The organism is Vibrio rarus (assembly GCF_024347075.1).
Classification (GTDB): domain Bacteria; phylum Pseudomonadota; class Gammaproteobacteria; order Enterobacterales; family Vibrionaceae; genus Vibrio; species Vibrio rarus.
In genome coordinates, this window is the sequence record NZ_AP024901.1 from 746180 (window position 1) to 772117 (window position 25938).

21 protein-coding genes are annotated in these 25938 nt (G+C 41.5%); 6 read left to right on the forward strand and 15 right to left on the reverse strand.

From position 1 onward, the window contains the following. Nucleotides 1-18 precede the first annotated feature (18 nt). From OCU56_RS16360 to OCU56_RS16375, 4 genes are read right to left on the reverse strand one after another with little or no spacing between them, the layout of a single operon-like run. Nucleotides 19-1173, reverse strand: a complete 1155-nt coding sequence (locus tag OCU56_RS16360; protein WP_261875003.1) for an ABC transporter permease — start codon at nucleotides 1171-1173, stop codon at nucleotides 19-21. Beyond that, nucleotides 1160-2308: an ABC transporter permease gene (locus OCU56_RS16365; RefSeq protein ID WP_261875004.1), complete on the reverse strand. Its 1149-nt coding sequence runs from the start codon at nucleotides 2306-2308 to the stop codon at nucleotides 1160-1162. The genes OCU56_RS16360 and OCU56_RS16365 overlap by 14 nt, the downstream gene beginning before the upstream one ends. 5 nt (nucleotides 2309-2313) lie before the next feature. Next, a complete protein-coding gene (locus OCU56_RS16370) occupies nucleotides 2314-3294 on the reverse strand; it encodes an HlyD family secretion protein (RefSeq protein ID WP_261875005.1) in 981 nt (326 codons plus the stop codon). Further along, nucleotides 3284-4786 carry a TolC family protein gene (locus tag OCU56_RS16375; RefSeq protein WP_390904871.1) on the reverse strand — a complete coding sequence of 501 codons (1503 nt, stop codon included), beginning with the start codon at nucleotides 4784-4786 and terminating at the stop codon, nucleotides 3284-3286. The genes OCU56_RS16370 and OCU56_RS16375 overlap by 11 nt, the downstream gene beginning before the upstream one ends. 319 nt (nucleotides 4787-5105) lie before the next feature. Between OCU56_RS16375 and OCU56_RS16380 the strand changes: the two genes are divergently transcribed. Together OCU56_RS16380 and OCU56_RS16385 are read left to right on the forward strand one after the other, a co-directional pair. Beyond that, the gene (locus OCU56_RS16380) at nucleotides 5106-6380 is read left to right on the forward strand and encodes a diguanylate cyclase domain-containing protein (RefSeq protein ID WP_261875007.1); all 1275 of its coding nucleotides are present in this window, start codon (nucleotides 5106-5108) and stop codon (nucleotides 6378-6380) included. 132 nt (nucleotides 6381-6512) lie between these two features. After that, a complete protein-coding gene (locus tag OCU56_RS16385) occupies nucleotides 6513-8870 on the forward strand; it encodes a fatty acid cis/trans isomerase (protein WP_261875008.1) in 2358 nt (785 codons plus the stop codon). 251 nt (nucleotides 8871-9121) lie between these two features. Here OCU56_RS16385 and OCU56_RS16390 read toward each other — a convergent pair whose 3' ends face one another. Further along, nucleotides 9122-10099 carry a transposase gene (locus tag OCU56_RS16390; RefSeq protein ID WP_261875009.1) on the reverse strand — a complete coding sequence of 326 codons (978 nt, stop codon included), beginning with the start codon at nucleotides 10097-10099 and terminating at the stop codon, nucleotides 9122-9124. 183 nt (nucleotides 10100-10282) lie between these two features. Further along, a complete protein-coding gene (locus OCU56_RS16395) occupies nucleotides 10283-11215 on the reverse strand; it encodes a LysR substrate-binding domain-containing protein (RefSeq protein ID WP_261875010.1) in 933 nt (310 codons plus the stop codon). A 218-nt stretch (nucleotides 11216-11433) separates the two neighbouring features. Here OCU56_RS16395 and OCU56_RS16400 point away from each other — a divergent pair, with 218 nt between their 5' ends. Next, entirely contained in the window at nucleotides 11434-13593 is a 2160-nt protein-coding gene (locus OCU56_RS16400; RefSeq protein ID WP_261875011.1) for a hypothetical protein, read from the forward strand. A 275-nt stretch (nucleotides 13594-13868) separates the two neighbouring features. On the opposite strand, the gene OCU56_RS16405 is transcribed toward OCU56_RS16400, so the two are convergent. From OCU56_RS16405 to OCU56_RS16435, 7 genes are all read right to left on the reverse strand, one after another. Beyond that, nucleotides 13869-14189 (reverse strand): bactofilin family protein, encoded by a 321-nt coding sequence (locus OCU56_RS16405; protein WP_261875012.1) that lies wholly within the window; start codon nucleotides 14187-14189, stop codon nucleotides 13869-13871. 8 nt (nucleotides 14190-14197) lie between these two features. Beyond that, the gene (locus tag OCU56_RS16410; protein ID WP_261875013.1) at nucleotides 14198-15145 is read right to left on the reverse strand and encodes a M23 family metallopeptidase; all 948 of its coding nucleotides are present in this window, start codon (nucleotides 15143-15145) and stop codon (nucleotides 14198-14200) included. A 121-nt stretch (nucleotides 15146-15266) separates the two neighbouring features. After that, the gene (locus tag OCU56_RS16415; RefSeq protein WP_261875014.1) at nucleotides 15267-15623 is read right to left on the reverse strand and encodes a YibL family ribosome-associated protein; all 357 of its coding nucleotides are present in this window, start codon (nucleotides 15621-15623) and stop codon (nucleotides 15267-15269) included. Between the two features lie 110 nt (nucleotides 15624-15733). Beyond that, the gene (locus tag OCU56_RS16420) at nucleotides 15734-16609 is read right to left on the reverse strand and encodes an NAD(P)-dependent oxidoreductase (RefSeq protein WP_261875015.1); all 876 of its coding nucleotides are present in this window, start codon (nucleotides 16607-16609) and stop codon (nucleotides 15734-15736) included. Between the two features lie 150 nt (nucleotides 16610-16759). Then, nucleotides 16760-17476, reverse strand: coding sequence for a YebC/PmpR family DNA-binding transcriptional regulator (locus tag OCU56_RS16425; RefSeq protein ID WP_261875016.1), 717 nt, complete (start codon nucleotides 17474-17476; stop codon nucleotides 16760-16762). A gap of 72 nt (nucleotides 17477-17548) precedes the next feature. Next, nucleotides 17549-17758 (reverse strand): DUF3283 family protein, encoded by a 210-nt coding sequence (locus tag OCU56_RS16430; RefSeq protein WP_261875017.1) that lies wholly within the window; start codon nucleotides 17756-17758, stop codon nucleotides 17549-17551. A 148-nt stretch (nucleotides 17759-17906) separates the two neighbouring features. Further along, the gene (locus OCU56_RS16435) at nucleotides 17907-18104 is read right to left on the reverse strand and encodes a hypothetical protein (protein WP_261875018.1); all 198 of its coding nucleotides are present in this window, start codon (nucleotides 18102-18104) and stop codon (nucleotides 17907-17909) included. A gap of 267 nt (nucleotides 18105-18371) precedes the next feature. On the opposite strand from OCU56_RS16435, the gene OCU56_RS16440 reads away from it, so the two are divergent. Then, the gene (locus OCU56_RS16440) at nucleotides 18372-18845 is read left to right on the forward strand and encodes a hypothetical protein (RefSeq protein WP_261875019.1); all 474 of its coding nucleotides are present in this window, start codon (nucleotides 18372-18374) and stop codon (nucleotides 18843-18845) included. 42 nt (nucleotides 18846-18887) lie between these two features. Here OCU56_RS16440 and OCU56_RS16445 read toward each other — a convergent pair whose 3' ends face one another. Further along, complete coding sequence (locus OCU56_RS16445; protein WP_261875020.1) at nucleotides 18888-20864, reverse strand: replication initiator protein RctB domain-containing protein; 1977 nt, start codon at nucleotides 20862-20864, stop codon at nucleotides 18888-18890. Between the two features lie 1448 nt (nucleotides 20865-22312). Here OCU56_RS16445 and OCU56_RS16450 point away from each other — a divergent pair. Both OCU56_RS16450 and OCU56_RS16455 read left to right on the forward strand, forming a co-directional pair. Next, nucleotides 22313-23533 carry a ParA family protein gene (locus OCU56_RS16450; RefSeq protein WP_261875592.1) on the forward strand — a complete coding sequence of 407 codons (1221 nt, stop codon included), beginning with the start codon at nucleotides 22313-22315 and terminating at the stop codon, nucleotides 23531-23533. Nucleotides 23534-23536: 3 nt separating this feature from the next. Next, nucleotides 23537-24511, forward strand: coding sequence for a ParB/RepB/Spo0J family partition protein (locus tag OCU56_RS16455; protein ID WP_261875021.1), 975 nt, complete (start codon nucleotides 23537-23539; stop codon nucleotides 24509-24511). 60 nt (nucleotides 24512-24571) lie between these two features. Here OCU56_RS16455 and OCU56_RS16460 read toward each other — a convergent pair whose 3' ends face one another. After that, nucleotides 24572-25840 (reverse strand): mechanosensitive ion channel family protein, encoded by a 1269-nt coding sequence (locus tag OCU56_RS16460; protein WP_261875022.1) that lies wholly within the window; start codon nucleotides 25838-25840, stop codon nucleotides 24572-24574. Between the last annotated feature and the right edge of the window lie 98 nt (nucleotides 25841-25938).

Here is a 25938-nt window from a genome sequence, read left to right on the forward strand (position 1 = left end):
GGGCGTCTATTTTTCATCCTAGCTGTTGTCTGCAAGGGGAACTGAACTGCATTTACTTTTTTCACTAACAAGGTCTTGCCTTCTTCTCACCCAAAACACCACACAGGCCCAACCAAACACCTGTGCAAGTAACGTAAAATATTGAGGGGTAACTTGAGAAAAATCCGCCCCCATTTGGTTTAGCTGTAAAAAGCCTTGAATGGCTGGTGTGCTAGGAAATAGATTAGATAGCCACACAATGGGCTCAGGGATGGCTTCTAATGGCCATATAAAGCCAGCGCTAAATACCAATGGCATAGAGCTCATTAATACAATCACAGTGACCAGTTCTCTTCTAGGAACGACCATGCCCAATAACAGCCCTATCATGCTAGCTGAGAGCAAAAAAGGTGTGGCGAATATAAACAGTTGTAGCGGATGCGCTAAGCGAGATACAGAGTAAAAATTAAAACTCCAACCAAAATAATAGGCGCTTAATACATAATAAAAGCCACTAAAACAGACCACTCTTGCCAGTAAACGAGCATAAGACTCTCTTTTGGCGATCGTGGCTCCAACTATGCCGACACCCATGACTAATGTTTGCTGTAGTATTAACACAAACACGGCAGGAACAACGTAATTGACATAGCCACCAGAGGCATTAAAGGTAGGTTTCATGTTCAGGCTTATTGAGCTGTAATGGCTTGCTGCTGTTACCAGTGGCTCACCTTCCATAACCAAGCGTGCCACTTTAGCTTTTGCCGCTAATGTACCTCCTGCTCTAGCAAGTCCTTCAACTATTGTGCCATAGACCAGGAAATACGACGCATCCCCTGCAAATGCGAGCGTTGGGCTTTTTCCTAACAGTAGATCACGATAGAAGTGTTCAGGAATAACTAAAATACCGCTAACTTCACCATCTAAAAACTGCTGTTTTGCCTGGTTAATACTGTGCGCGGTTTGCGTAATATGAATTTGGGATGTGGCATCCACCATGCGCTCAAGATCATAGCTGACTTTGCTTTTATCCAAATTAACTACCGTAATATGTTGCTCGTTTGGTTTTTGATTGGCATAAGGTAACGGATATAAAAATGAATAGAATATAACCCCACCAAAGATAGTAAGCACTACCACCGGGTTAGTTAAAATAGCTTTTAGCTCTTGCTTAAAAATCTCACGCCAGTTCATTGGACGCACCTTGTATCTTTTTATTGGCTAATTTTGCCAGCACCAATAGCAGTAATAAATAACCCAGCATAGGAATAAGATGCTCAAGGGTTTGCCAAGTAGCAGCGCCGTAAGACACTTGACTAACTTGTGCTTCAATATAATGGCTAATCGGCAATAAGCTGCGCCAAAACTGCGCTAGAGTGTTCATATCCGTCACCGGAAAAGTGATCCCCATAAAGGCAAATCCTGGGGCGGTAAATGCACCGGCAAAGCTCAAGGCTCTGGCCGCATCAAAGGTAATAAAGAAAAAGAGACATCCCACCAACATACAGGCAATGATTGTCGCGAGTTGCGCCACAATCAACACGCCAAATCCTCCTTGCATCGGCCAATCTAAATAGAGATAAAACCAAGCTAAAAAGCCCATCCCTAAAATGAGATAAATGGGGATATAACACGATAATGTATTCACTAGGCAACGCAAGACTCCTTGCTCTGGCCAGTGTTGCATCAATCCTTGCCGTTTATGTAACGCTAAGGTGAGTATGGTGCCGACCACAATCACAATTTGCCAAATAGCAGGCACAATGGCTGAAACCAAAAATTGGGCATAGTTACTATTGCTGTTAAATAAAGGCGTGATCTGATTGCGCACTGTCACTGACTGTCCAAGAGCGCTTTTCACCGTTTGCCCACCTAACGATAAATGCTTTAAGGTTTCAATTTGCGCATCAAAGGTCCCTATAGCGCGCACAATAGCCGAGTTAATCAGCTTTCCCACTAATATATATTGGCTGTTATAAAACACGCTTACTTGCGGGGGATTCGATAATAAAATATCTCGGTCAAAATGCTTTGGGATGATCATATAAGCATAAATATCACTGCCGATTAACGCCTTTTTTGCCTCGCCTTCCGATAGAAAGTGAGTGTTTACTTGCAGCATATCGCTTGCATCGAGACTATGCGTTAATTGATAAGAGAGCTTACTGTGTTGGTGATCAATCACCGCTATGGGCAGTGAGCGGGCAATACCTTGTGAGAATATCCACCACACACAAATGGCGATCAAGATTGGCAACCAAGTAATGGATGCCAATAGCCATTTGTCTTGACGCAGCCGTTGCCACTCATCGGCTAAAAAAACCAGCATGTTATTTACTCTTGCTCATCAAGCGTTAATACCACACTCATGCCAATGCGAAACTCTCCTTGATGATCAAGGGGGCGAGCTTCCACCTCAAAAGTGCGCAAATCAAAACCTTGAGTGCTGTCTGTTGCCCGCCATGTAGCAAAATCACCCATTACAGCAACATGAGTAATGCGGAAACGAACCTCATCATCTAAAGCGGGTACAAAGGCGCTAATTTCACTGTCTTTAGCAAAATGCTTAAGCAGATCTTCACGCACATTAAATACCGCCCATGAATCAAGCGTATCAATAACGGTTACAACCGGAAAACCTTGTGGTGCTAGCTCACCGCTATGCAAAAGCACTTGTGACACTTCACCATCAAACCTACTCTCAATTTGCGTATCTGCGGCATAGGCTTCTACTTCAGCAACGGCGCCTGCTGCCATACGCACTTTTTCACTAGCGGCTTTTTTCGTTTCTGAGCGAGCCCCTTCCTTGGCCAATAAATACATCTGATACGCTGCATTTTCGGTATATTTTGCGGCTTGCCATTGGGTGTAGGCCTCATCGCGTTTTTGCTCTGCTACCACACCATCTTTATAAAGATGATTCACTCGGCGGTAGGTCTTCTCCATAAGCGACGACGCAGCTTTCGCTTTACGCCATTGGTCGTGAGCGGCTGAAATTTGCTGCGTGCGTGCACCGTTTTCCGCTTGCTCAGCCATCGCTCCAGCGGCTTCTTGTCCTGCGCGAGCTTGTTCTAATTTAGCATCAATTTCTGGGCTATAAATCGTAAAAATTTGCTCGCCTTTATGTATCTTATCGCCTTTTTTTACATTGATCGTATCAATGCGCCCTGCCACCTTAGAAGAAATGCTGTATTGCTGAGCGGTCATTTGACCTTGAATACGAATCGGTTGTGGCTGGTAAGCTTGATAAAAGCCATAGCCGACCAGGGCAACTAAAGCTAACACAGCAACAGCAATAGGGGTTTTAGTGGACATGGGTTTCTCCTTGCTTGGTTGAGCCTTGCTTAGTTAGTTCGTGCGTAGTAGTTAGTTCGTGCGTAGATAAACGCGCTGTATTAACGGTTTTATTAGGGCGATTTTCATATTGGCTAAAGGTGTTCATTTTTCCACTTAGGGCGAGTAATTTATTTAAAGATATTAAATAGTTAAAACGTGCAACATGTTGTTGAGTTTGAATGCTTGCAAGATAAAGCTCTGCATCGACTACATCCAAAGAGTTAGATAAACCCTGACTAAACATTTTGCGACGTAAGCGTAGATTCTCTTGAGCAAGCTCAATGCTGGCATTTAATCCTTTCACCTCTTCCATGGATTGCTCCGCTTCAAGATAAGTTTTTTGTACCAGTACGGATAAGTCTTGTTTGGCTTGAGCGCGTAAGTGCGTAATTTGCAACACAGCACTGTGCGCCGCTTCAAGTTGCCCTGAGCGACCGCTCGTTTCTAATAGTGGTACGCTAACGCCTACCCCCACAAACCAATCTGGTGTGAGTTGTGCGGTGATAGAGTCCCCTTCATACAGATTGTAATTTCCGTATAAGTAGACATCTGGGTAGTATTTACTCTTTTCTACATCAGTCAGTCCTTTCGCTTGCTTTTCTTTCGCATCAAGAATTGAAAGACCAGGGTAACTGGCTAAGGTTTCGTTAGTAAACGCACTTAACGGTGGCAAGTTACTATTAATAAACAGTTTACTTGTAGGGGTGACGGTTTGTGATTGATTAAGAATTTGCGTTAAAGCACTGCTGGCTATTTGTAGATCTCTTTGCGCTTTTTTCCTATCAACTTTGGCTTTAGCTAATGAGGCGTCCGCCTGCAGTTTTTCAACATGGGCAATTTGTCCTTGCTGTTCTAACTTAGCTGCAAAAAGAGCATGTTGTTCTAATCCTTGCTCCACAGATTGATAGGTTTGAACCACCTGCTTAGATAAGACAACACCAAAGTAGTATTTGGCTAAGTCTTCAAAGCGAGCTTGGCGTTCCATTTCCAGTTGAGCTCGAGCCTCATCAGTTTGTGCTGCGGCAATAGATTGTGCAGAAATAATTTTTCCGCCAGTAAATATCGGCCAAACAGCACGGATTGAAGAGGTAAACACGTCTTTCTCTTCCAGTGTCGCATAGGAGTTAGCTAATGCTGGAATAGAAATGGGGGGCAAAGTGATAGGCGTGGTAATACTGTCTTTAATTTGTTTGCCACTTAAAGTCACATCATCATCAAGCCGAGTGTAATTGGCTGACAAAGTCACCGATGGCAAATTGAGACTTTGTTTTGCTACTTGAAGGTTTTTATAACGATCTACATTAGCTTGACCCGCAGCTAATGAGTTATTTTGCTGCATTAGCAAATGCCACGCTTGATTAAAAGTCACCTCTTGGGCTGCAACCGGCAGGCTAAGTCCACATACAAGCGCAATAACAATGGGTTTAAATTTTAACTTCACATTCTTTCCTGAGTGACCGATACGACACATATTAGAATATATACTCTAATTAACTCTGTTTATGATAACAATCATAATTATAGATATCTGTTAAGTGTAGTGCGCTATTGCCCATTTATTAGGGAGTAAAAACAAAAAATCATACAATTCATGTAATTAAAAACATAATCAACTCATTGCATCTCGGTTTTTATTGCAAAAAAAAACAATAATTCCGCCCGCCCTCTGTTAACATAATGTTACCGTGAATGGCTTTATGTTATGCCTAAATACATTTTCTCAATCAAACTATTGGACTGTACGAACTAACAAAACGCAAATAAGCCGTTAAATAGAAAGGAGTCTATTGATGACGATTAAAGCGAAATTAAAATTGCTGCTAGGGGGGTTATTTTTCTTTTCGATGACCAATATCGTCTTTGTCTATTTCCTTGAGTCGCGTAGTGAAAACAAACTGCAATGGGTGGTACACACTAATCAAGTGTTGCAGGCATCTACTCAATTACTTAGCGCTATTTCAGATACAGAAACGGGGCAACGCGGCTATTTGCTTACCGGACAAAGCCATTATTTAGAGCCATACTTTCACTCTCGCGATGAGGTTAAAGTGATATGGGGCACTTTAAAAGAATTGACCTTGGAAAACCCGCAACAACAACAGTTGCTTGATGAACTGATAACAGATATTGACAGTAAATTGGAAGAGTTGGCATTAACTATCGATCTTTACAACGAACACCCAGAAAAAGCCATTGCTATGGTTCGTTCTAACGTTGGCAAGATACACATGGACAACATTCGCGTTCATCTTTCAGCCTTTAGTAACGAAGAACAACGGTTACTGGAAAAACACAACGGTGATTACCGAGAAGTACGCGCCTACATTACGATGCTGATCATTATTGAGGCCATTGTTATGTTGTTTTTGGCGCTTTTCACCGTGCTAACAGTCAATCGAACATTATTCACCCCTTTAACTAAATTGCTCAATGCCACTCAAAAAATAGAGCAAGGTCAAAAGCAAGATGTTGTGGATTATCTACCTAAAGATGAAATTGGTTGTCTGATGGGTCGGTTCTATAAAATGAGTGAGAACATCCACCAGCGTCACTCTGATCTGCATACAAAGGCTCATACTGACGAGCTTACCGGGGTTAAAAATCGCATCACTTTACAATCAGATATCGCTGAAGCGATCACTTACAGCCAGTTAAATAACCGCATTGTTGCTGTTTGTTTTATCGACATGGATGGATTTAAATCACTCAACGACAACCTAGGTCATGAATACGGCGACATATTATTGCAAGCCGTCGCGCAGAGAATTCAGAGCACAATACGTAGCTCAGATCGAGTTTATCGCTATGGCGGGGATGAGTTTATCGTGTTGCTATCCAATATACGCTCCCCCGATGATTTGCCACATATCATCAATAGTCTGATCGATAAGGTCCGACAGCCCCTAATGTATAAAGATAAGGTTATAGACGTGTGCTGTAGCATCGGTATTTCTGTCTCCCCACAAGACTCAACCCAACCTTCACAATTGGTAGATTACGCGGATAAAGCGATGTATCTGTCTAAGAAAGGGGCACAAGGAGAGGTGATCTATTATCAATCTTAACACTGTGTTTGTGTGTTTAAAGAGACGCCCTAACGGATAAGCGCACATTTTTTATTACCCGCTTAGATTCGATTTTGACTCATACGCCAATGGCAACCATGATTAAAGAGTCTTGCTAACTAGAGGATATGGATGTTAATGAAAAAATTTACCCTCATCGCCTTTATCGTTATTTTTTCAGGCTGTGCCTCCTATGTGGGATTAAATTTTAATGAGCTCTTTGGCCCAGAGAAAGTACACAAACGAACGGTTGCCAGTCATACATCTCAAGCGCACTATTTCTTAGACGAAGTAAAACCGATAATAGATAAACGCTGCGTAGTCTGTCATGCCTGTTATGACGCGCCTTGCCAATTAAAAATGACATCCGCAGAAGGGATCGACCGAGGAGCCACAACCGCGGTTGTGTATCAAGGTGAACGACTCACAGCCACCGCCCCCACTCGTTTATATGAAGATGCCCACTCAACTCAAGCTTGGCGTGAACATGGTTTTTACCCGGTCTTAAATGAGCGTTTGCAACGTAGAGACGTGAATATTGATGCTGGGGTAATGGCGCAACTTCTCATTCAAAAACAACAACACCCGCTACCTGACGACCTTATTCTTGACGATGATGATTTTGATTTCAGTCTCAACAGATCCAATATTTGCCCTACTTCAGATTCCATCCAAGCCTACAAGGAGCAATACCCTTTATGGGGTATGCCTTATGGTCTGCCCGCATTAGCCAACGATGAACAACAAACGTTACTGGCTTGGTTACGCCAAGGAGCGACCATGTCTGAGCTTCCTCCCCTTTCTGAGGCACAAACTAATGCACGAAATAAGTGGGAGGCTTATTTTAATCAGGATGATTTAAAACGCCAGATCACCAGTCGCTATATCTATGAACACCTGTTCCTGTCTCATCTTTATTTTTCAGAGTTCAACGAACGAATATTTTTTAGTTTAGTGCGCTCATCCACTCCCCCAGGAGAGCCTATTAAACGTATTGCGACTCGCCGGCCTTATTCCGATCCGGGTGTTCAGCGCGTCTATTACCGTTTAGTTCAAGAAAGAGAAACCATTGTCGATAAAACGCATATGCCCTATGCCTTAAACCAACAAAGAATGGATAACTACATAAAATGGTTTGATCGCCCTGACTATCAAGTTAATACATTACCAAGTTACGATATTAAAGTAGCTTCGAACCCTATTCTTGCCTTCTCTGACATTCCAGTAGAAAGCCGCTACCGTTTCATGCTTGAAGAGGCACAAAATACCATCATGGCTTATATAAAGGGGCCTGTATGTCGCGGGCAACTAGCGCTAAATGTTATCAATGACCATTTTTGGGTGTTTTTTACCGATCCCAATAAAGCAGAAAAGTATGGAGCCACTGAGTTCTATAAATCGCAGGTAGCCAATATGCAGTTACCTAGTCAACTTGATAGTAATACCACGCCCCTTTTTAACTGGCTTAAATTCTCCAAGAGCCAGTCCATTTATCTTACTGAGAAAATGAAATTTATGAACGACCGATTCTCAGATTCGGAACACTTAGATCTGCGTATGATTTGGGATGGAGATGGCAAAAACCCTAACGCTGCCCTCACCATTTTCCGACATTTCGATAGCGCCAGTGTAGCCAAAGGCTTGGTGGGTAATCAGCCTAAAACCGCATGGGTAATTGACTATGCACTTCTAGAGCGCATTCATTATTTGCTAGTGGCTGGTTTTGATATCTATGGTAATTTTGGTCACCAGTTAATCACCCGTATGTATATGGATTTACTGCGTATTGAAGGTGAAAGTAACTTTATTGCTATGCTGCCTAAAGAGTCACGTCATCAAATATTATCCAGTTGGTATCAAGGGCAATCCGTCGAGTTTTCTGATTACCTAATAAGTAATGCTAAGCCATTTAATCAAGAATCAGGCATTGAATACCGAACCAATAAACCAAAACAGGAGTTACTCACCTTACTCACAGAGCATGTTATGCCAGCATTAGATCATCGCTACGCAATTAGCCACACCCCATTAAAACGTGATAGCGAACTACAACTGCAAGAACTTCACACCTTAGTTGGTGGAGGGATTAAATATTTTCCGCAAATATCCATAATCAACATAGAAGCGGAAAATGGCCAACAGCATGTATTCACTCTGATTCACAACAACGCGCACACCAATATTTCTAGCCTATTTAATGAGGATAATAATAGAGAGCCAGAATTAGATGACTTCACCTTAGTCAACGGGATTTTAGGCAGTTACCCTAGCGTATTCCTCTCCCTAAAAGAGCACCAAATACCCGAACTGGTCAAAACCATTCGCCAAGTAGAAGATAACGACGACTATGAAGCACTGCTAGATAAATTTGCCATTAGACGCACCGACCCCAACTTCTGGCCATTCAGCGACAAAATCCACGCATGGTACGAAAAAGATCAACCCATAGAATACGGCCTATTAGACTACAACCGATACGAAAACCGATAACCCTAGGCCTCTATACGTGATCTATTTTTAACTAGCCACCCATTTTAAATCAGCAATATAGCTTTGTTTTTTTGATCGATGTACATCAACCGCTTGCAGTTCTCGGTTCAACAGAAGAAAGGGGGACACTACAGAGTGGTAGGCTTATAAATATCGTCTATTACACAAAAACCAGCGATTTTCGCATAAAATTGCTTACCCAAAGCCAAGCTTGGGGATTTTTTGGACTCTTAAGTTAATTAACTCCTCAACTAATTCGCTTTCAAGTATCGGCAACAATGTGCAAAATGCCGTCGCCGTTTTTCTAAATGCTCACAGTAAGATGTCAGTTCTTCAAGTGTCCCAACAGGGCCATGGAACAAGTGGCCAAATTGAGTGATAAGTGTCATCCAGTTATCGGGGGCAATATTCATCTTTATCAACAAATCCTGACTACCACTACTGATAGCGCCACGCTTATCATCCCGAATTAATCGCCCTGTTTCATCCATGAGTTGTAAGTAGTCACTTAGCGAAAAAGCCACGCCCTTAGGTTGATTGTGCTGTTCATCGGCTCTAAAAGGCAGCAAGCGTTTAGGTTGCTCTCCCCTTAAAGCACCCTGAATACGAAGTTGAATGCTGGTATGCTCTGACTGCTCAAGTGTTTTGCCCATTTTGGCTCTAATTGGATTTAAATCTACGTAAGCCATGCAGGTAATTAGCGCAGCCTCGTCGAGCAAGGCTTGAGATTTAAATCGTCCTTCCCAAAATCGGCCAGAGCAGTTGTCCTCTTGATTGGCCCGGCGTGCGATGGGCTCATTGAGACAACGCATAAACCAACTGATATCACAAAGACGACTTCGATAAGTAGCAATCCTATGCTGCAATATTGCGGTATCTGCAGGGGGCAGTAAATGCCCTTTAACAAAGCGATGAGTGAGTTCATCGCCTTTAAATATTTGATGCCATTGCTCAAGTACTTCTCTGTCACTCCAGCCGTTGGCGGCCTCAATATCAACATGTAACACCACATGTAAGTGATTGGACATAATAGCAAAAGCGGCAACATCGATGGCAAATACTGATGTGAGTTTTAGTAATAATGATTCAACCCAGCCGCGCCTATGGTCGTAATTTTTCCCAGAGTAAGCATCGTCGCCACAAAGGTACGCGCGCCTGACAACGCGACTGCAGCAGTGATAATAAGGCGTATCTTCAAGACTAATTTGAGTTCTTCGAGGGCGAGGCATTGAGTTGCTCCTTCATTCAAATACTCCATTTAGTTTAGTCAATTGCACAGAACATGCGATTTAGCATGGATGGCTAGGTTAAAAATAGCATGGGTGGCTAAGTTTAAATGGGGATTTAGCATGGATGGCTAGGTTAAAAATAGCATGGGTCGCTAAGTTTAAATGGGTGGCCTGATTATGGGGTTATGGGGTTTCGCTGTGTTTTAGCCATTCGCAGAATAGGTGGATGGGGGCTTGATTGGTTGCAGTGGGGTTTGTAATTAAGTAGTGCTTACTGCTGCTCGGCATGTTTAATGGATGAGCTTTTACTAGTGTGCCCTGCTTTATTGAGTCTTCTATGAGTACTGATTTTGCTAACAACATACCTAACCCTTGTATGGCAGCTTCTACTGAGAGTTGGGTGCTATCAAATTGCATTATAGGCTCGCTAAAAGGCAATCCTATATCGGTTAAATCAAACCATTCTCTCCATCCTTCATTGTAACCAAGTGTGGCAATTTTAGGGAAATTGGCAATATTTGCTATTGAACTCATAAAGTTATGCCCTTTAATAAACGAAGGACTTGCTACAACACACCACTCCTCACAGAGAGATAAAGGGTATGCTTTAACTCCTTTCCAGTTGCCATGGCCATTCACAATTTCAATATCAACATTATTACTATTGCTCGGGTAAACATTCGTTGTGGAATGACACTGAATCGAAATATCTGGATAAGTACGGTTAAAATCAGCGATTCTAGGCAGCAACCAAGTATGACAAAGGCTTTGCGCAACCCTAATGGTTAAAGATTGCCTTTTTTTCTTACCAAACAGGTGCTCTGTCCCCATCGCTAGGTTATCCAAAGTTTCCGTTAACAAAGGCTGATAATGAAGAGCAAACTCCGTTAGATACAGCTTTGATCCCACTCGATTAAACAGAGTTGAATCTAAAAACTCTTCTAGTAATTTAATTTGTTGACTGATTGCCGCGCGACTGACCATTAGCTCATCAGCGGCCAAAGAAATGCTGTTATGTCGCGCAGCAGATTCAAATGCTCGAAGCGCTCTAAATGGAGGTATTCTGCGCTGCTTAACTATGGGTGTCTCAGTTATTCGTTGAGTAATTCGGGGCATTATATTGTCAATGATTGGAAACTCTAGTCGTGTTATATCTGAGTTTTATGAAACGTTAATGAACGAACAGCAGAAAAATCATTCACTTATCATGATATTACGAACCTGCAACTCAGCATTGCTAACGAGCTTGTTTAGAAAAACTAACTAAGATTGCAACAAGCCTGAAATACTTAATTCTTACCCTATAGCCTCTTTATAATAATGGAATTAACTCAATGGATAAGTTAAGTAAGTGGGCTGTTCTTCTAACTGCGCTGGCTATGGTCTCAGGATGTAATGACTCTTCAAGCAATAGTGCTAATGATAGCGATGCAAAGCCTGAGTTACCTGAAACACCTGACGTACCTGAAACAAAAGTTCGCAAATCACTCATGGTCATGATTGATGGCGCTCGTTACGAAGCGTTACTTAATGCGTCAACGCCTAACCTAGATAAGCTCGTTCTTCAACAAGCCTATACTGGAGGAATCTCTGGTACTTTGTCTCAATCGGGTACCAGTACCGTCGAAGGTGAATCCACACTTTGGACAGGAAGTTGGCATAACGTGCAAAAATCAGGTGTCGATGGTTTTAAAACTGTTTGGCAACATTTAAAGGCCGACGATCCTGAATTTAAAATTGGCTTATACCCCAACTGGCCTATCTTTGATTACCTCAGTTTTGATCTCAAAGACATTGAGCACAAACAGGCTTTTCGTTCAGGCACAGACCGTGAGGCTGAGCACGTAAACAGCAAGTTAATTGCCGAAAAGATTTTAACTGATGATTACAACTCACTCTTCACTACTATAGATATGGTGGATTACTCTGGTCACTGTTATTACGGAAATAGTGGTGGCGCATGGTCTCATGACTATATAGAAACCATTGAAGAAGCCGATGAGATCTTTGGCTACATGCTTGATGCCGTAGAACAAAGAGAAGCGGAACACAATGAAGAATGGTTAGTGCTGGTGGCTCCAGATCACGGCTTCAATCGCCAAAATGACGACGACAGTGTAGATTGCTCTCACGGCTCTCAAGATATTGATGCTAAGAAAATTTGGATTGCCTCCAATAAAAAAGAGTTACTCAACGAACAGTTTACTACACCACTAAAATCTATTGGTAACCGAGATAAAGACGGCATATACCGTTATGTCGCACAAACAGATGTATCCCCTACCCTGCTAACATGGCACGACGTTGCTCTACAACCTCAATGGGAAATAGAAGGGACATCCTTTATTGGCGATCTTGGGGTGCGAGGCCTATTTGTTGAAAACGCACAGGAAAATGGTGCCGTCGAAATACACTTCACAGCGTCAAATTCATTGCCAGTACAAGTATTATTAAACGGTGAAGAAATCCAGATCATAGAAAATGCCGTTGCAGGAGAAGTGTACACATTTCAGCCTAAGCTAGATGTACTCGAAGAGGGAAGCCACCAGGTTAACTTTACATTAATTAACAACAACATACCTAAGTCAGTCAGCGCATCGGTAACCATTTTAGATAGTGTTGACTACGATGATCTTCCTTTTGAATCAATTAGTGCCGTGTACTCTTTTGATGGTGAGTTTACAGAAAATAGCGTAGTCGGCGGACACGATCTACAAAAAACAGGTGAACCACAAACTTATTCAATATGGGGTAAATATGACCGCGCTTTATATCATATAAGACAATTTAACAATGATCTTCTACTTGAAGACACCTTCACTAATACCGATAAATTCACTTTCTCATTATGGTTTGCCGGTGATGGAACATCCTATGACCCTGCAATTATTACCAATAAACATTGGTCATCTTCTGCTGACGGCATAATACTTGCTCAGCTCAACAATCAGTTAAAACTGCAAGTGGGTGCAAACAATGAAGGCAGTTGTTGCTTCATTGAACTACCATTTACAGCATCAAGTACTACTCAGGAATGGAACCTACTGGTCGTCAGTGTTGATAAAACCTTGCCATGGAGCAGTGGCGAAGGTTTTGGTGTTATGACCTTTGGTGTGTATGATGCCACTAACGTCCTACATATGGGTAGCGTAGATCTTACTGGACCTCGAAAAGAAACCATCCATACAGGTTTGCCCTTCTTAATCAATAACGACCATGCACAAAGTTATAATACCGGACACGCTGCCCTTATTGATGAACTCGTAATCTGGAATGACCAAGTATTCACGCCGGGGGCTATTGCTACCCTTGCACAAGCAGAGCACTCTGTTGTCAATAAACTTGCTCAGCAAAGGGCCACCTCGACACCGGCTAAATTAACGGCTGTTGACTACATTGGTGCTAGTCCAAACCTTACTGAAGCGGAACAAATGACTGAAGCATTTTGGCAAAGACGTCGACAAATGGATGAGTTAAAAGCCAAACTGAACTGATCTATCGTCACACTTAAGTAAAACCAAAATACCTAAAAAAAGCCACTTTACAGTGTAAAGTGGCTTTTTCTATGCTGTCATATTAAATTAAATGTAATACCAATCACACTAAGTAAGTGATCAGAAATAGCGCAGGAAAAATGCTCGAAAACAAGGCAGAATTTTTCGATAAGTCGTTATTCTACAATCAAAAATTCTAACGCAGTTATCGAGTATTTTAACAAGCTAGAATGACCAGTTATTTAGTACGATTGGTATAAAGCATTAAACATAAATCAGTTATTTACTCTCTGTTTTAGTGACGAGTCCATAGGAGCCTCTTTAGCGGTCAACTCCACCACTTGCTCTTTTTGTGCAGGCTGAGTATCACCATTAAACTTCCCACCGCGCTCTATACTTAAATCGTCCGTATAAATCGTACCTTGTATCTGACCGCTCTCAAGGATCTCCACAGAAGTGGCGTGACAAGAGCCTTCAATAACGCCGTTAACGATCACCTTACCGGCAAATATATCACCTTCCACGCGCCCAGATTGACTGACAATGAGCGCTTGTTCAACACTAACTTGTCCAATAATCGTACCGTCAACATGCATATCACTCTCTAACTTGAACTGTCCTTCAACCTGACACCCTTTTGCGATGAGAGTTGTAACTGATTGCTTGCCCGATTTTCTATTCTTTTGACTAAAGAATCCCACCTAATACCTCGTTCTTTTTCAAATAATGTTTCAAAATTAGTGGCACTCCATTCATGGAATGCCAATGGATCTAGTGCTCTACCTACAAAACGAATCTCATAATGAAGATGAGGACCAGTAGAAAAGCCGGTATTACCGGAATAGGCAATCAATTGACCTTTTTCTACAAAATCTCCCGACTTCACTTTAAATTTTTGCAGATGAGAATAAGAACTAGAAAAACCATAGGCATGTTGCAAGCGTAAAAAATTACCAGAGCCCGTTTTACTTGGCCTTACCACCTCAACCACTCCATCTGCGGTAGCGTAAATTGGTGCCCCTGTATTGACCGCGTAATCGATACCACGATGCAGGGTCTTTTTGCCTGTTTTAGGGTGAATTCGATAGCCATAATGTGAAGAGACACGCACATCACCTACCGGAGAGCCATTAGGAATATTATTGAGCATGTAAAGGCGAACTGAAGAGGTTACCGCGGCTGCATCAAGGCGGTGTTCCAGTTCACCATCTTTTTCGGCTACACCTAATACCACCTCAAGATCCGCTAACCTATCCGACACCTGTTGCAAGCGTTCCTCACCTGCACCTAAGTCCCCTTCAAGCTCTACTTTTAATCGTTGTAACTGTTCCACTTCTTCGCTCAATTTAAGCGAACGATTTTGTAGTTCAGTTTGTTTAGATAGGGCGAAGTCAACTTCGTTATTGAGGTAATAAATCATTACACCCGCGGTAAAAATGGCAGCGAAGGTCAAATAGATCATGCCTTTAAGGCAATGTTGGTATAATTTTCCTAACTGGAAATGACGAGTTCCATCAACAGTGGATACTGTGACTATGACATGCTCTTTCATTCACACCTTGCGATTGGTTACTTTTTGACCGAGCGCAGTATTTTACTGAAAGCGACACTAATCAGCAAGGTGTGGATATTAAATATGACGCATAACAACAATTTTAGGGCAAAATTGACTGTTAAAACTCTTTATCGGCAAAACCAGTTACTTCGTCAATACGCAAGGCTTTACCCAACTTAGTTAATGGGTGAACCACAACAATGCCTTTTACGCGGCGCTTTAGTTGCCCCATATCGGCTTGCTCTTTTTTCGTAATTGGACGAGAAAATGGCTTATCTGACAATTCTTTACGTTCTTTGTTTAGATCATAACTTTCTTTATGCTTAAGCTGAGCCACTTGCTTTTGTAGCTTAGTGATCTCTTGCTCAAACTGTCTAATCATTGATGAATCACTACGTAGTCTGGCAGCTTCTAACTTATGCTTACACTTATCAATACGGTTGTTTAGGTTCTGAATTTCTTGTTTTGCAGACATTTGCCGCTCCTAGTAAAAAAACGTGCCGTCATAAAAGACGACACGTTAAATGAGATATATGAAGTATATAGTGTGTTTAGCGAGTAAACGACACATTGATTAACAAAAACTTATGATTGTGCTTGCTTACGAATCGCTTTAATTAACACAGAGGTATCCATTCGACCTAAGCCTTCCTTAGACAAGGTTTGGTACGCTTCACTGCAGGTTTGGGTTAACGGTAAGGTTAAATCATGCTGTTTGGCTTCTTCTAAACAAAAACCGAGGTCTTTAATCATCCAATCAATAGCAAAACCGAAATCAAATTGATCTTGAGCCATGGTTTGCGCACGGTTTTCCATCTGCCAAGATCCAGCAGCACCGTTTTTAAGGCAATCAACTAAAGTGCCTATATCTAAGCCTGATTTTTCTGCCAATAACAGCCCTTCAGACAAGCCTGTCAACGCCCCTGCAATGCAGATTTGATTGACCATCTTCGCTCTTTGTCCTTGCCCCACTTCCCCCATCAGTACCGAGGATTTAGCGTAAGCATCAAATGGGGCCTGCATCTCAGCAAAATCCGCAGCTTCACCGCCGCACATAACGGTCAATACGCCATTTTCCGCCCCTGCTTGCCCACCAGATACAGGCGCATCCATAAAGCGCACTTTAGCTTGCTCTGCTACTTGCATAAGTTCCAGAGCAAGGTTTGCCGACGTTGTTGTATGGTCCACCAATATCGCATGTGGCTTCATGTGTGCAATGGCTCCCGTTGGCGAAGTAGTAACACTACGTACATCGTCATCATTTCCTACACACACCAACACAATATCGGCTTGTTGCACACACTCCGCAACGGTATCAAAAGCGAGCCCTGGATACTCTTGAGTCCATTGCTGTGCTTTACTAAAGGTTCGGTTATACACTCGAACGTCAAAACCGGCTTTTGCAAGGTGGCCTGCCATTGGGTAGCCCATAACCCCTAAACCAATAAAACTAATTCGCATTTTTATTTCCTTATAATGCCGATACTGTTGAAATCGACCGCAGTAATAGAGCCCGAATAAATGAAAACACAACGAAAAAAGAGCAAGCCTGTGGCTTGCTCTCATCATTGGAGTATAAAGTTAGTCGCGTACTAATATAGGCACTTAACTTTATAGTTCAGCGTTATGGTAAACCTGCTGAACATCATCACAGTCATCCAGAAGATCGAGGAATTTTTGGAATTTCTCTGCATCTTCCCCAGTCACTGGAGTTGGAATTTGTGGAACAAAAGTAATCTCTTCCACATCCATTGTTAGGTCTGGGTAAGCACCATTAAGTGCAGTCTTCGTTTTGAAGAACTCAGTGTTTGGTGCAAACACAGTGATCACACCGTCTTCTAACTCAACATCCGTTACGTCAACATCTTCCATCATTAACGTTTCTAGAATTGCTTCGTCGTCGTCACCCTTAAACTGGAATACAGCTTGATGATCAAACATGTGAGATACCGAGCCTTCTACACCAATTTTAGCCCCTGTTTTTACAAAACATTGGCGTACATCTTGGAAAGTACGGTTACCGTTATCTGTTAAACAATCAACAATGACACTGGTGCCACCAGGGCCAAATCCTTCGTAACGAGCCGGTTGGTAATCTTCACCACCGCCACCATTGGCTTTATCGATCGCTTTGTCGATAACGTGCGCTGGAACTTGGTCTTTTTTCGCTTTTGCGATGAGGTGTTTTAGAGACAAGTTCATGTCTGGGTCTGAACCACCGTTCTTCGCACACATGTAAATTTCTTTACCGTATTTAGAATAAACTTTAATTTTTGCGCCAGCGGTTTTGGCCATTGAGGCCTTGCGCACTTCAAAACTTCTTCCCATCGGGATCTACTCTCTAATTCTATATGTCTAAGAAAAAGTCACAGTCACCAACTTAAGGTTGATGATAAAGAACTACCTTAAATTCATCATCTGTCGATACTTCGAAACAGACTCGTCAAACCAAAGCACGTGTTGTTCGCTTTTAAGCTTGCTGCGTTGCTCTGAAATCTCTAGTTCAGTACCTTGCCCGTTTTTGACCTTCCACACCAAATAAGATGCTTGCTTGTCCAACTCAACACGGTACTTCTCTTCAGCAGGAAGTTTAGAAAGATTTATCGACATGTGTGGTTTTATACTGCGAATTCGTGATGCGTAATATAGCACAAATCATAGAGATGAAAAAATGTGAAAATTTACACTGTAAATAAAAGAGCCAATTAAGCCATAAAAAGCTCACTATTTAAGCGAGCTTCTTTATCAATATGAGAAATTAATGCAGTAAGCCTAACTCTCTCGCCTCTTCCAATGTAAACCCGCTTTCCCTAATATCACGCATTTGTTCGATTCGACGTCGGGCTTCGGCAGATTTAACCTGTTTGCTTGAGTTGACTGTGGGGGAGACATTCAATTCATCCCACAAACCTGTGAGACTCTGCATCTCTTCGCGGCTGATAGAATTAATAGACATCGTTTTGCTCCTAGAATGACAATAAAGATTAAGGCATAGCGCCTTCTCAGATATACAGAGAAGCTAACATTCTTTATGATTCAAAATAGCCTCTCCGACCCCGTATTGATAGCAACTCAGTCTTTTTTTGTTAAGGCCTTTTCATACAATATGTGATGCAACTATCAACCTAGCTTAAGGTTTATAAACATCATGAACACCCGATCACATTTCAACGTTTAATGAATTACACTTAAGGCAATTAGGTTGAAGCAAGGAGGCATTTCGGTGGATCCGCTAGATCAATGGCAACAGCAAATCTCAAATTGGTATAAACAACGGAAGCATGATCAAGTAGAGGTACTCTCTAAGCTCATTAATGACCCACCATTAGAGCTTTGGGGGACCGAGTTATCATCGCAACAAACCTTGGCTCTTGAGTACTGGCTCGATGGGTGTGTGCATCTTTATCAATATCACCTACAACTTGCCCAATTCAACGCCTCATACGCCTATCTATGCTTAGCTCAAGCAAAATTAGAGCACTTAATAAGCCGTGCTGAAGTGGATCAAAATATTCGTTTATATTGCAGCGAAAAACTGCAGCACATCATTCTGCTGATTATGGATTTTTGCAAAAATCAGCAAGATGAAGCGTGGCAATGTGAACTGCGTAGACAACTCAATGGGCATAATAGATTTTGCATATGCTATCCACTCAGTGAGACGCCAATCCCAGTATTAAAACCCTCAACAAAGTAACGACACCAGTGTTGTAATAAAGTGATCTTTACGAAAGCATGATCAAGAGCCCGACGCTATCTCTCTGAGGGCTCGCATTACTGTTTCATCATAATGGTTCTCAAAGATCTGACGACACACTTTACGACGTACCGCTAAACCTAAGATCAAACGTTCGATCGTCAAATGAGATCCTGCGCCATCTTGATTGTACAACTCAATGGTGTGACTCAATGTTTCATAACTCATCACCTTATCCCCGACTCTCAACCAATCTAGCTTATCTAGAAGCTCCTGACACTCTTCACGGATAGAAGTAGGAGAATGCCCAGTCATTGCCGATAATGCGGTTATACTGCGTTCTAGGGCCTCTGGAGAGGTGTATTTAGTTAAACTTATGGTGATCTCTTCTGCATTGATCTCAACTAAATGCTTACGCAATTTCACTCGGCGGCCTAAATTGCCTCTCGGAGAAGACTTTTTGCGCTGAATAGGTTCAAACTCCCCATCAATAATTCCCGCTAACTCATCAAGTTTTTGTTTAGACACCATTTCGTGACGCAGTGGATTGGGTAAGGTAGGAGCCATATTTCGTTTACCGGCATTGGTAGTTCGGGCGCGGGCGTATCGAATAACTTCTTCCGCATTACACTTAATATCCACCTGATAGTCTTTAACTTTGCCTTTAATATCTAATGCCGATAATGTCAGGTGATACCCCCATAAATTCACCACAAACAAATCATCATCCCCTTTCCCATTGGACAGTTTTTTCAACTCTCGCAATAAATCCATGGAGAATCGACGCCATTCTATGTTTCTCGCTAGCTTTTGATTGAGCTCACTAAGTAACATGCAATCAGAGCTACGGCGCGACATACGGCTACGAAAGTAGGAATAAAGTTGAAAGACTAATGTGTGCTGACGAAGAATTTCCGGTGGAAATAAGAAGAAATAATCCCGAGTCAGCAACTCTTCATAGAACGAAGGTTCCCAAACTAAAATATATAAGTTGGGTTTGATCTTGATCTCACCTGCTTCATTTTCTGTAGGAGCTTCTTCAGAGGCTGTGATCGTTCTGGCTAAAAAGCGAAAACGATCACTTTTAAAGCCTTCAGGCATATTTTCACTGAGCCATTGGCCGGTAAGTTCATGCAATTGAAAATCGGTATATTCAATACGATCAATGCTATCACGAATGGAGTCTCTAGCAGGCCCACTGTCCTTCTTGCCCCGCAAAGATAAGATATCGGTAATGTACAATGGGGTTTTATTAGGGGCTATTTGCGCATTGATATGATAATTGTCTTGATGGTGATCGTGATACTGAACCGTTAGAGTAAACAGCGCGAACAAGGTCATCAGATCGTCCACTGTCATAATATGTTTTGACGATCGGGTTTCAATTATTGCTCGGGTGCCTGAAATAGAAACCATTGATTTTTGGTAACTTTTTCTTGTTCTTGGTGGCGCTAATGCTTGATCTATAATCCCAGCCCAATTGGTAGGTGATACAACAAACTGATCCGCTTCATCCAACATGGCTGGTGGATTATTTAAGCCATGTTCGGTTAATAGCTGTTTATTTACGCGGGTTTGCGCCAATGCCTGTGTTTTTTTTCTTTTGGCCGTTGTTTTACTGGTTTCGGTTTGTAAACTGCCCGATCCTAGAGTCGTGATGAGCAAAGAGGGATTAACAAAGCGATGCAGCATTGTTTTACCAGCAAGGCCAGTCTCAAAACGTACTGCGGCTTGACTAAATAAACCAATGTTTACAGCCGCTCTAAGGCGTTGCTGTATTGCCGCTCGGGTAATTTGGCCATCGGTTGCATTAATTAACTCAGTGGTAGATACATAACCATCTTTGCTACTCATTCCTCGTAAGGAGATAAGGTTTAATAATTCAACAATACTTTTGGTTACCCCTTTGAAGTGTTGATATTGCTCTATCCATTCGATAGCTGCGTTATTCACTTCAAATAAATGTCCATCTTTGTGGCTTCGTGGGGGTTGGATTAAGATCTTATCTTCGTTGGCCATTTAGTATCCATCTACACTTTATCGTAACTTGCTCATTGTTCCGTATAGCTTAAGAAAAAATCTTTTAAAAAGAAAGAAAAAAATTAATTTCTTTTAAGACTGATCTTTATGATTAAAACTGATCTTATTGATATAGTGATCTAATGATCCGGCTGGTGTTTTTCATGTAAGTGATTGAAAGGTAAGTGTTAATTTTCATGGTAATACGGAACGATGATCAACGATGTAACGTAAGCATGATCATCATTGCTACGTAACCATGATCAGAGATCTCAGGAACAATGATCATCAAATTTATGACCAATGATCAAGATGAGAGTGAAAGTATGATCAACGAGGATAAACAGGTTATCCACAGTGCAATAGGTCAGTTTAATTCTTATAGTGACGGTTTTTGAATTTTAGCGCTGAGTAGATGATCATTATCTTATCTTCTTTATCCCCTACTGTCGTTTTTTGCTTCTCTATTTTTTCGGAAAGATGATCAAGAGTGCTAAAAAAGTCTATTTGGTTGCAGTTTCACACCTGTTTATTGATCTTATGTGCCGATACAAAATGATGATGCCTGCTAAAGGTTTTCCTGTTGGATTAATGACAAAGCATAAAAGTGCGCAGTTATTGTGGAAGCATGATCAAGTTCTATTGGTTAATGGCGTATTTGTACATGTGGGTAAATGGATTTATGCCCTTTTGAGTGGCTTTTATGCTCAATGCCCATTCAGCCTACGATTTACCGTAAGTTAGTCAAAGATTTACATGCTTCCGCAATGTTCATTCACTTGATCATTGATCCGTAATTGATCCTTTTACACTGTATATCACTACGGGATTCATTCATCTTAATACAGGTTAGAGTCGGCCTTGATCATCGTTCCTATTTTTTCATGTTTACATCAGCGAAATATCTTTTTACTAGGAACGATGATCAAGGGGTTATCTTGATCATCGTTCCCACTGTCGATCAATTGATGACAATGAGCGATAAAGTTTAACGGTAAGCTAAAGTGAATGAGCAATAAACCACTCCCCTAGTCTTTTCTTATATTTTTTGATTTCAAATTGCAAATGGCCGTAAATTGTACAAGTGTATTCATCGTTCCGCTAAGTTTATAACATAATAGCCAGTTAATGATTAAACATTAATCAGCTCATAGCTTGGTAGCATTGACTGGTGACGGTTTTGCATATTTTTGTTTATTCGTCACTTTTTAACGGTCTGCAGTACTGCATCACACACAAACAACTGTTTACAATGTAAATAAGTGACACCTGTAACTTTTAAAATCTGTAGTATAAATTGCCATTATCACCCTGTTAATTTGCACGGTAATAGGGTTATTTGACAGGCTATTTATGTGATTCAACGCATTAATAATTGTTCAGCACTTTGTTGTGTTTTGCTCTATTAGTTGTACAATTGTGTAAGTCATACATTTATGGGAAGAATGATGAAAAGAGAATCAACGATCGATAATCTTTATCAGTTAGCAGAACAAACAAAACAAGTTCAGGCTGACCGTATTGAAATTGTACTAGAAGAGCGAAATGACCAGCACTTCCCCCCTATGTCGAAAGCCTTAATGGAAACCCGTTCAGGCTTAACGCGTCGCAAACTCGATGATGCAATTAGTAAATTAGAAGCAAAGGGTCATCAGTTTACTAAGAACAACGCCAATCACTACTCTATTTCTTTAGAGGAGGCCCATCTATTGATGGAGTCTGCTGGTGTTGAAAAATTTCATCAACGTAAACGAAATAGAAATAATAAGCCTTGGGTTGTGAATGTTCAGAACCAGAAGGGCGGTACAGGCAAGTCTATGACAGCGGTGCATTTAGCCGCATGTTTAGCATTAAACTTAGATAAACGTTACCGCATTTGCTTGATTGATTTGGATCCTCAAGGGTCATTACGTTTATTCCTTAACCCGCAAATCAGTATCAGTGAACATGAAAATATTTACTCTGCAGTAGATATTATGTTGGATAACATACCTGAAGGTAGCGATGTTGATTTGGATTTCTTACGCAAAAATGTCCTGTTACCAACGCAATATCCTAATTTAAAAACCATCTCCGCATTCCCTGAAGATGCCATGTTTAATGCTGAAGCATGGCAATCTCTTTCTCAAGATCAGTCTTTAGATATTGTTAAACTGCTTAAAGAAAAGCTGATTGATAAAATTGCCGATGATTTTGATGTCATCATGATTGATACCGGACCGCATGTAGATCCTTTAGTTTGGAATGCTATGTATGCGTCCAATGCTTTGCTTATTCCGTGTGCCGCTAAGCGATTAGATTGGGCCTCTACAGTTAACTTTTTTCAACATTTACCCACTGTGTATGAGATGTTCCCTGAAGACTGGCATGGTTTAGAATTTGTGCGCATGGTACCGACAATGTTTGAAGATGATAATAAGAAGCAAGTGTCGGTGTTAACTGAGATGAATTACTTATTACAAGATCAAGTGATGATGGCCACCATACCGCGAAGCCGTGCTTTTGAAACGTGTGCGGATACCTATAGTACAGTGTTTGATTTAACCCCTGGCGATTTTGAAGGGGGCAAAAAAACATTATCAGTTGCACAAGATGCGGTTCAAAAAAGTGCCTTAGAACTGGAACGTGTACTGCACAGTCATTGGGCGTCATTAAAACAGGAGGATTAACAGATGGCGATAAAAACATCCGACTTGAACGCCAAATTATTTGGTAAAGCCAACAAACGCAGAGCGACAACGCCTGCAGAAGCGCAACATGCGGTGAAAGAAAATGCGCAAGTTATTGAGCTTTCAGTGGCTGGCCAAGAGATGGTTTCGTTTAAATTAGAACGCATTGCCGCTCAAGAGATTGAAAAGAAAACCGTGGTTTTCTCTGATAACTCACGAGAACAGTCATTTTTAAATGAACATGCCTTAGCGGATATTTTGGTGACTCTTAAAGAAAGAGGGCAGCAGTATCCAGCAGTAGGTCGTCTAAACAGTGATGGTAAGATTGAAGTTCTTGATGGTAGCCGTCGTCGTAAGTCTTGTATTTTGGCGCAAAAAGACTTTCTCATCTATGTTGCGGACGACATTACCGGTGAGCATGCTAAGTTTTTATCTGATGTGGCTAATGCACATAAACCTCTGTCCCTTTACGAAAAAGGACGTGAGATGCAAGCCAAATTGGACAGTGGTGCTGTGTCTGACCAAAAAGGGCTTGCTGGGCTATTTCAATGTAGCGAAGCCTTAGTGAGTGGCGCACTGAAGGCCGCTTCTCTGCCTCTACCATTGCTCCAAGCATATCCAAATGTCACAGAGCTTGGTCGTCCCACCATTGTTAAGCTGCATAAGTTGTTTAACGAGTTAGCACAAGATGCACAACAAGACATTTTGGATAAGTGCCAGCAAGGGGGCACTTTTGTGTGGCAACGTTTTGATGGCATGAGCGAGGCAAAGATCACCAAGCAGGTAACAGTACTGTTAGAAGGGTGGATTGCTGAGTTAAATCAAACCGTGGTAAACGATGTCAAAAAACCGGTTGAGTTGGTCAAAGGTAAAGTGACTTACGTTCGTAAGGGCCAATCACTGGCGCTGAACTTGAAAAAAATTGATGATAGTTTGGCTCAAGAAATTATTCAGTTTATAGAGAGTAAAGTTCAATAATTTGAGCTTATTAAAGGACAAAAAAACGGGTATCACCTAAGTTAGGTGATACCCGTTTTTTTATTGGTTGAAAGAGGGCAGGGGCTTAACGGTTTTTAAGTTAAACTCTCGCAAAATGGAATAAATGTGATCAAATAAGTCCGCTTGTGCTCGTTCGTAATCTTTGATGCTGGTTTTATTTACAAAACAGTAGATCTCTAAAGGCAAGCCAAAATGGTTGCTTTCTAATTGCCTTACCACAATGGTTAACTCTTGGATAACCGCAGGATGTGTAGCAAGGTAGCTTGCAATATATTCTCTAAAGCACCCCAGATTAGTCAGTCGTCTAAAGTTAACGGGGTCGGCATCTTGCGAAAGGGTTTGATTGTACTCTTGTATTTCTCGTTGCTTTCGCAAAATGTAGTTTTTTAGTAATCGAAAGCGCTGCATTTTTGCTAGTAATTCATCGTCTAGGAAAGTAATGCTTTCAGTATCAATAAAAATGGCTCTCTTAATGCGTCGTGCCCCCGTTTCTTCGATGCCATACCAATTGATAAAGGGTTCGCTTACTAAGGTTTGTGAAGGGATCATCGCGATAGTGTTATCCCAGTTTTTAACTTTTACCGTGGTGAGTGTCACTTCTTGTACTGTGCCGTCAACATTATGATTATCCAACTGAATCCATTCTCCAGTAGAAATCATTTTATTGGCAGCCAATTGAATGCCTGCAATAAACCCAAGAATGGTATCTTTCATGACAAACGCAATCATGCCCGCCATGACACTGACTCCAGAGATGAGATATATAGGGGTGCGGTCAAGAATATGTGAGATGGTAAGTAGGCAGGCTAACGCCACAAAGCACAGTTTGAGAAACTGAATAATGCCGTGTAATGGCAAACGGTGGGCAAAGTGCTTATTGGCCAATACCACCAGCACTAGGTCAAAAATACTAAATAAGGCCCTTAGAACAATGATAGCCGCGCCAATTTCTAGTAGTCCATTGAGTACCTGACCGAGTCCTCTTTCTTTTGGTACTATCAATTCAATAGAAGACATGAACAAGTAGTAGGGGATCAGTAGAGCGACTTTTTCTGCGGCGTGTTTACGCTTAATTACGAGGCGTATTTTTTCTGGATAATTTTTGCTGCTACTGCGTATAAAGGCGCGAGCAAAATGGCGTATTAGCAAATAGCATAATAGGGCAAAAAGCAAAGTGGTGAGCAGTAACATGATATCGGCAAAGATATTATGTCTGTCAAACTCAATACCCAATAGTAAGAGTAGGTCTAGCATAAAGTGTCCTAAATGCTCAGCTATACGCTGACCTGTGATGTGTTCCGCTTCCATTCAAACAAACCTCCATGTGTTTCTTTTATCCTATACTAAGCCTCTGTTTATAAAAGAATGACGTGTTATCTTTGCGGGGTGGGTTGTGCTCAATATTA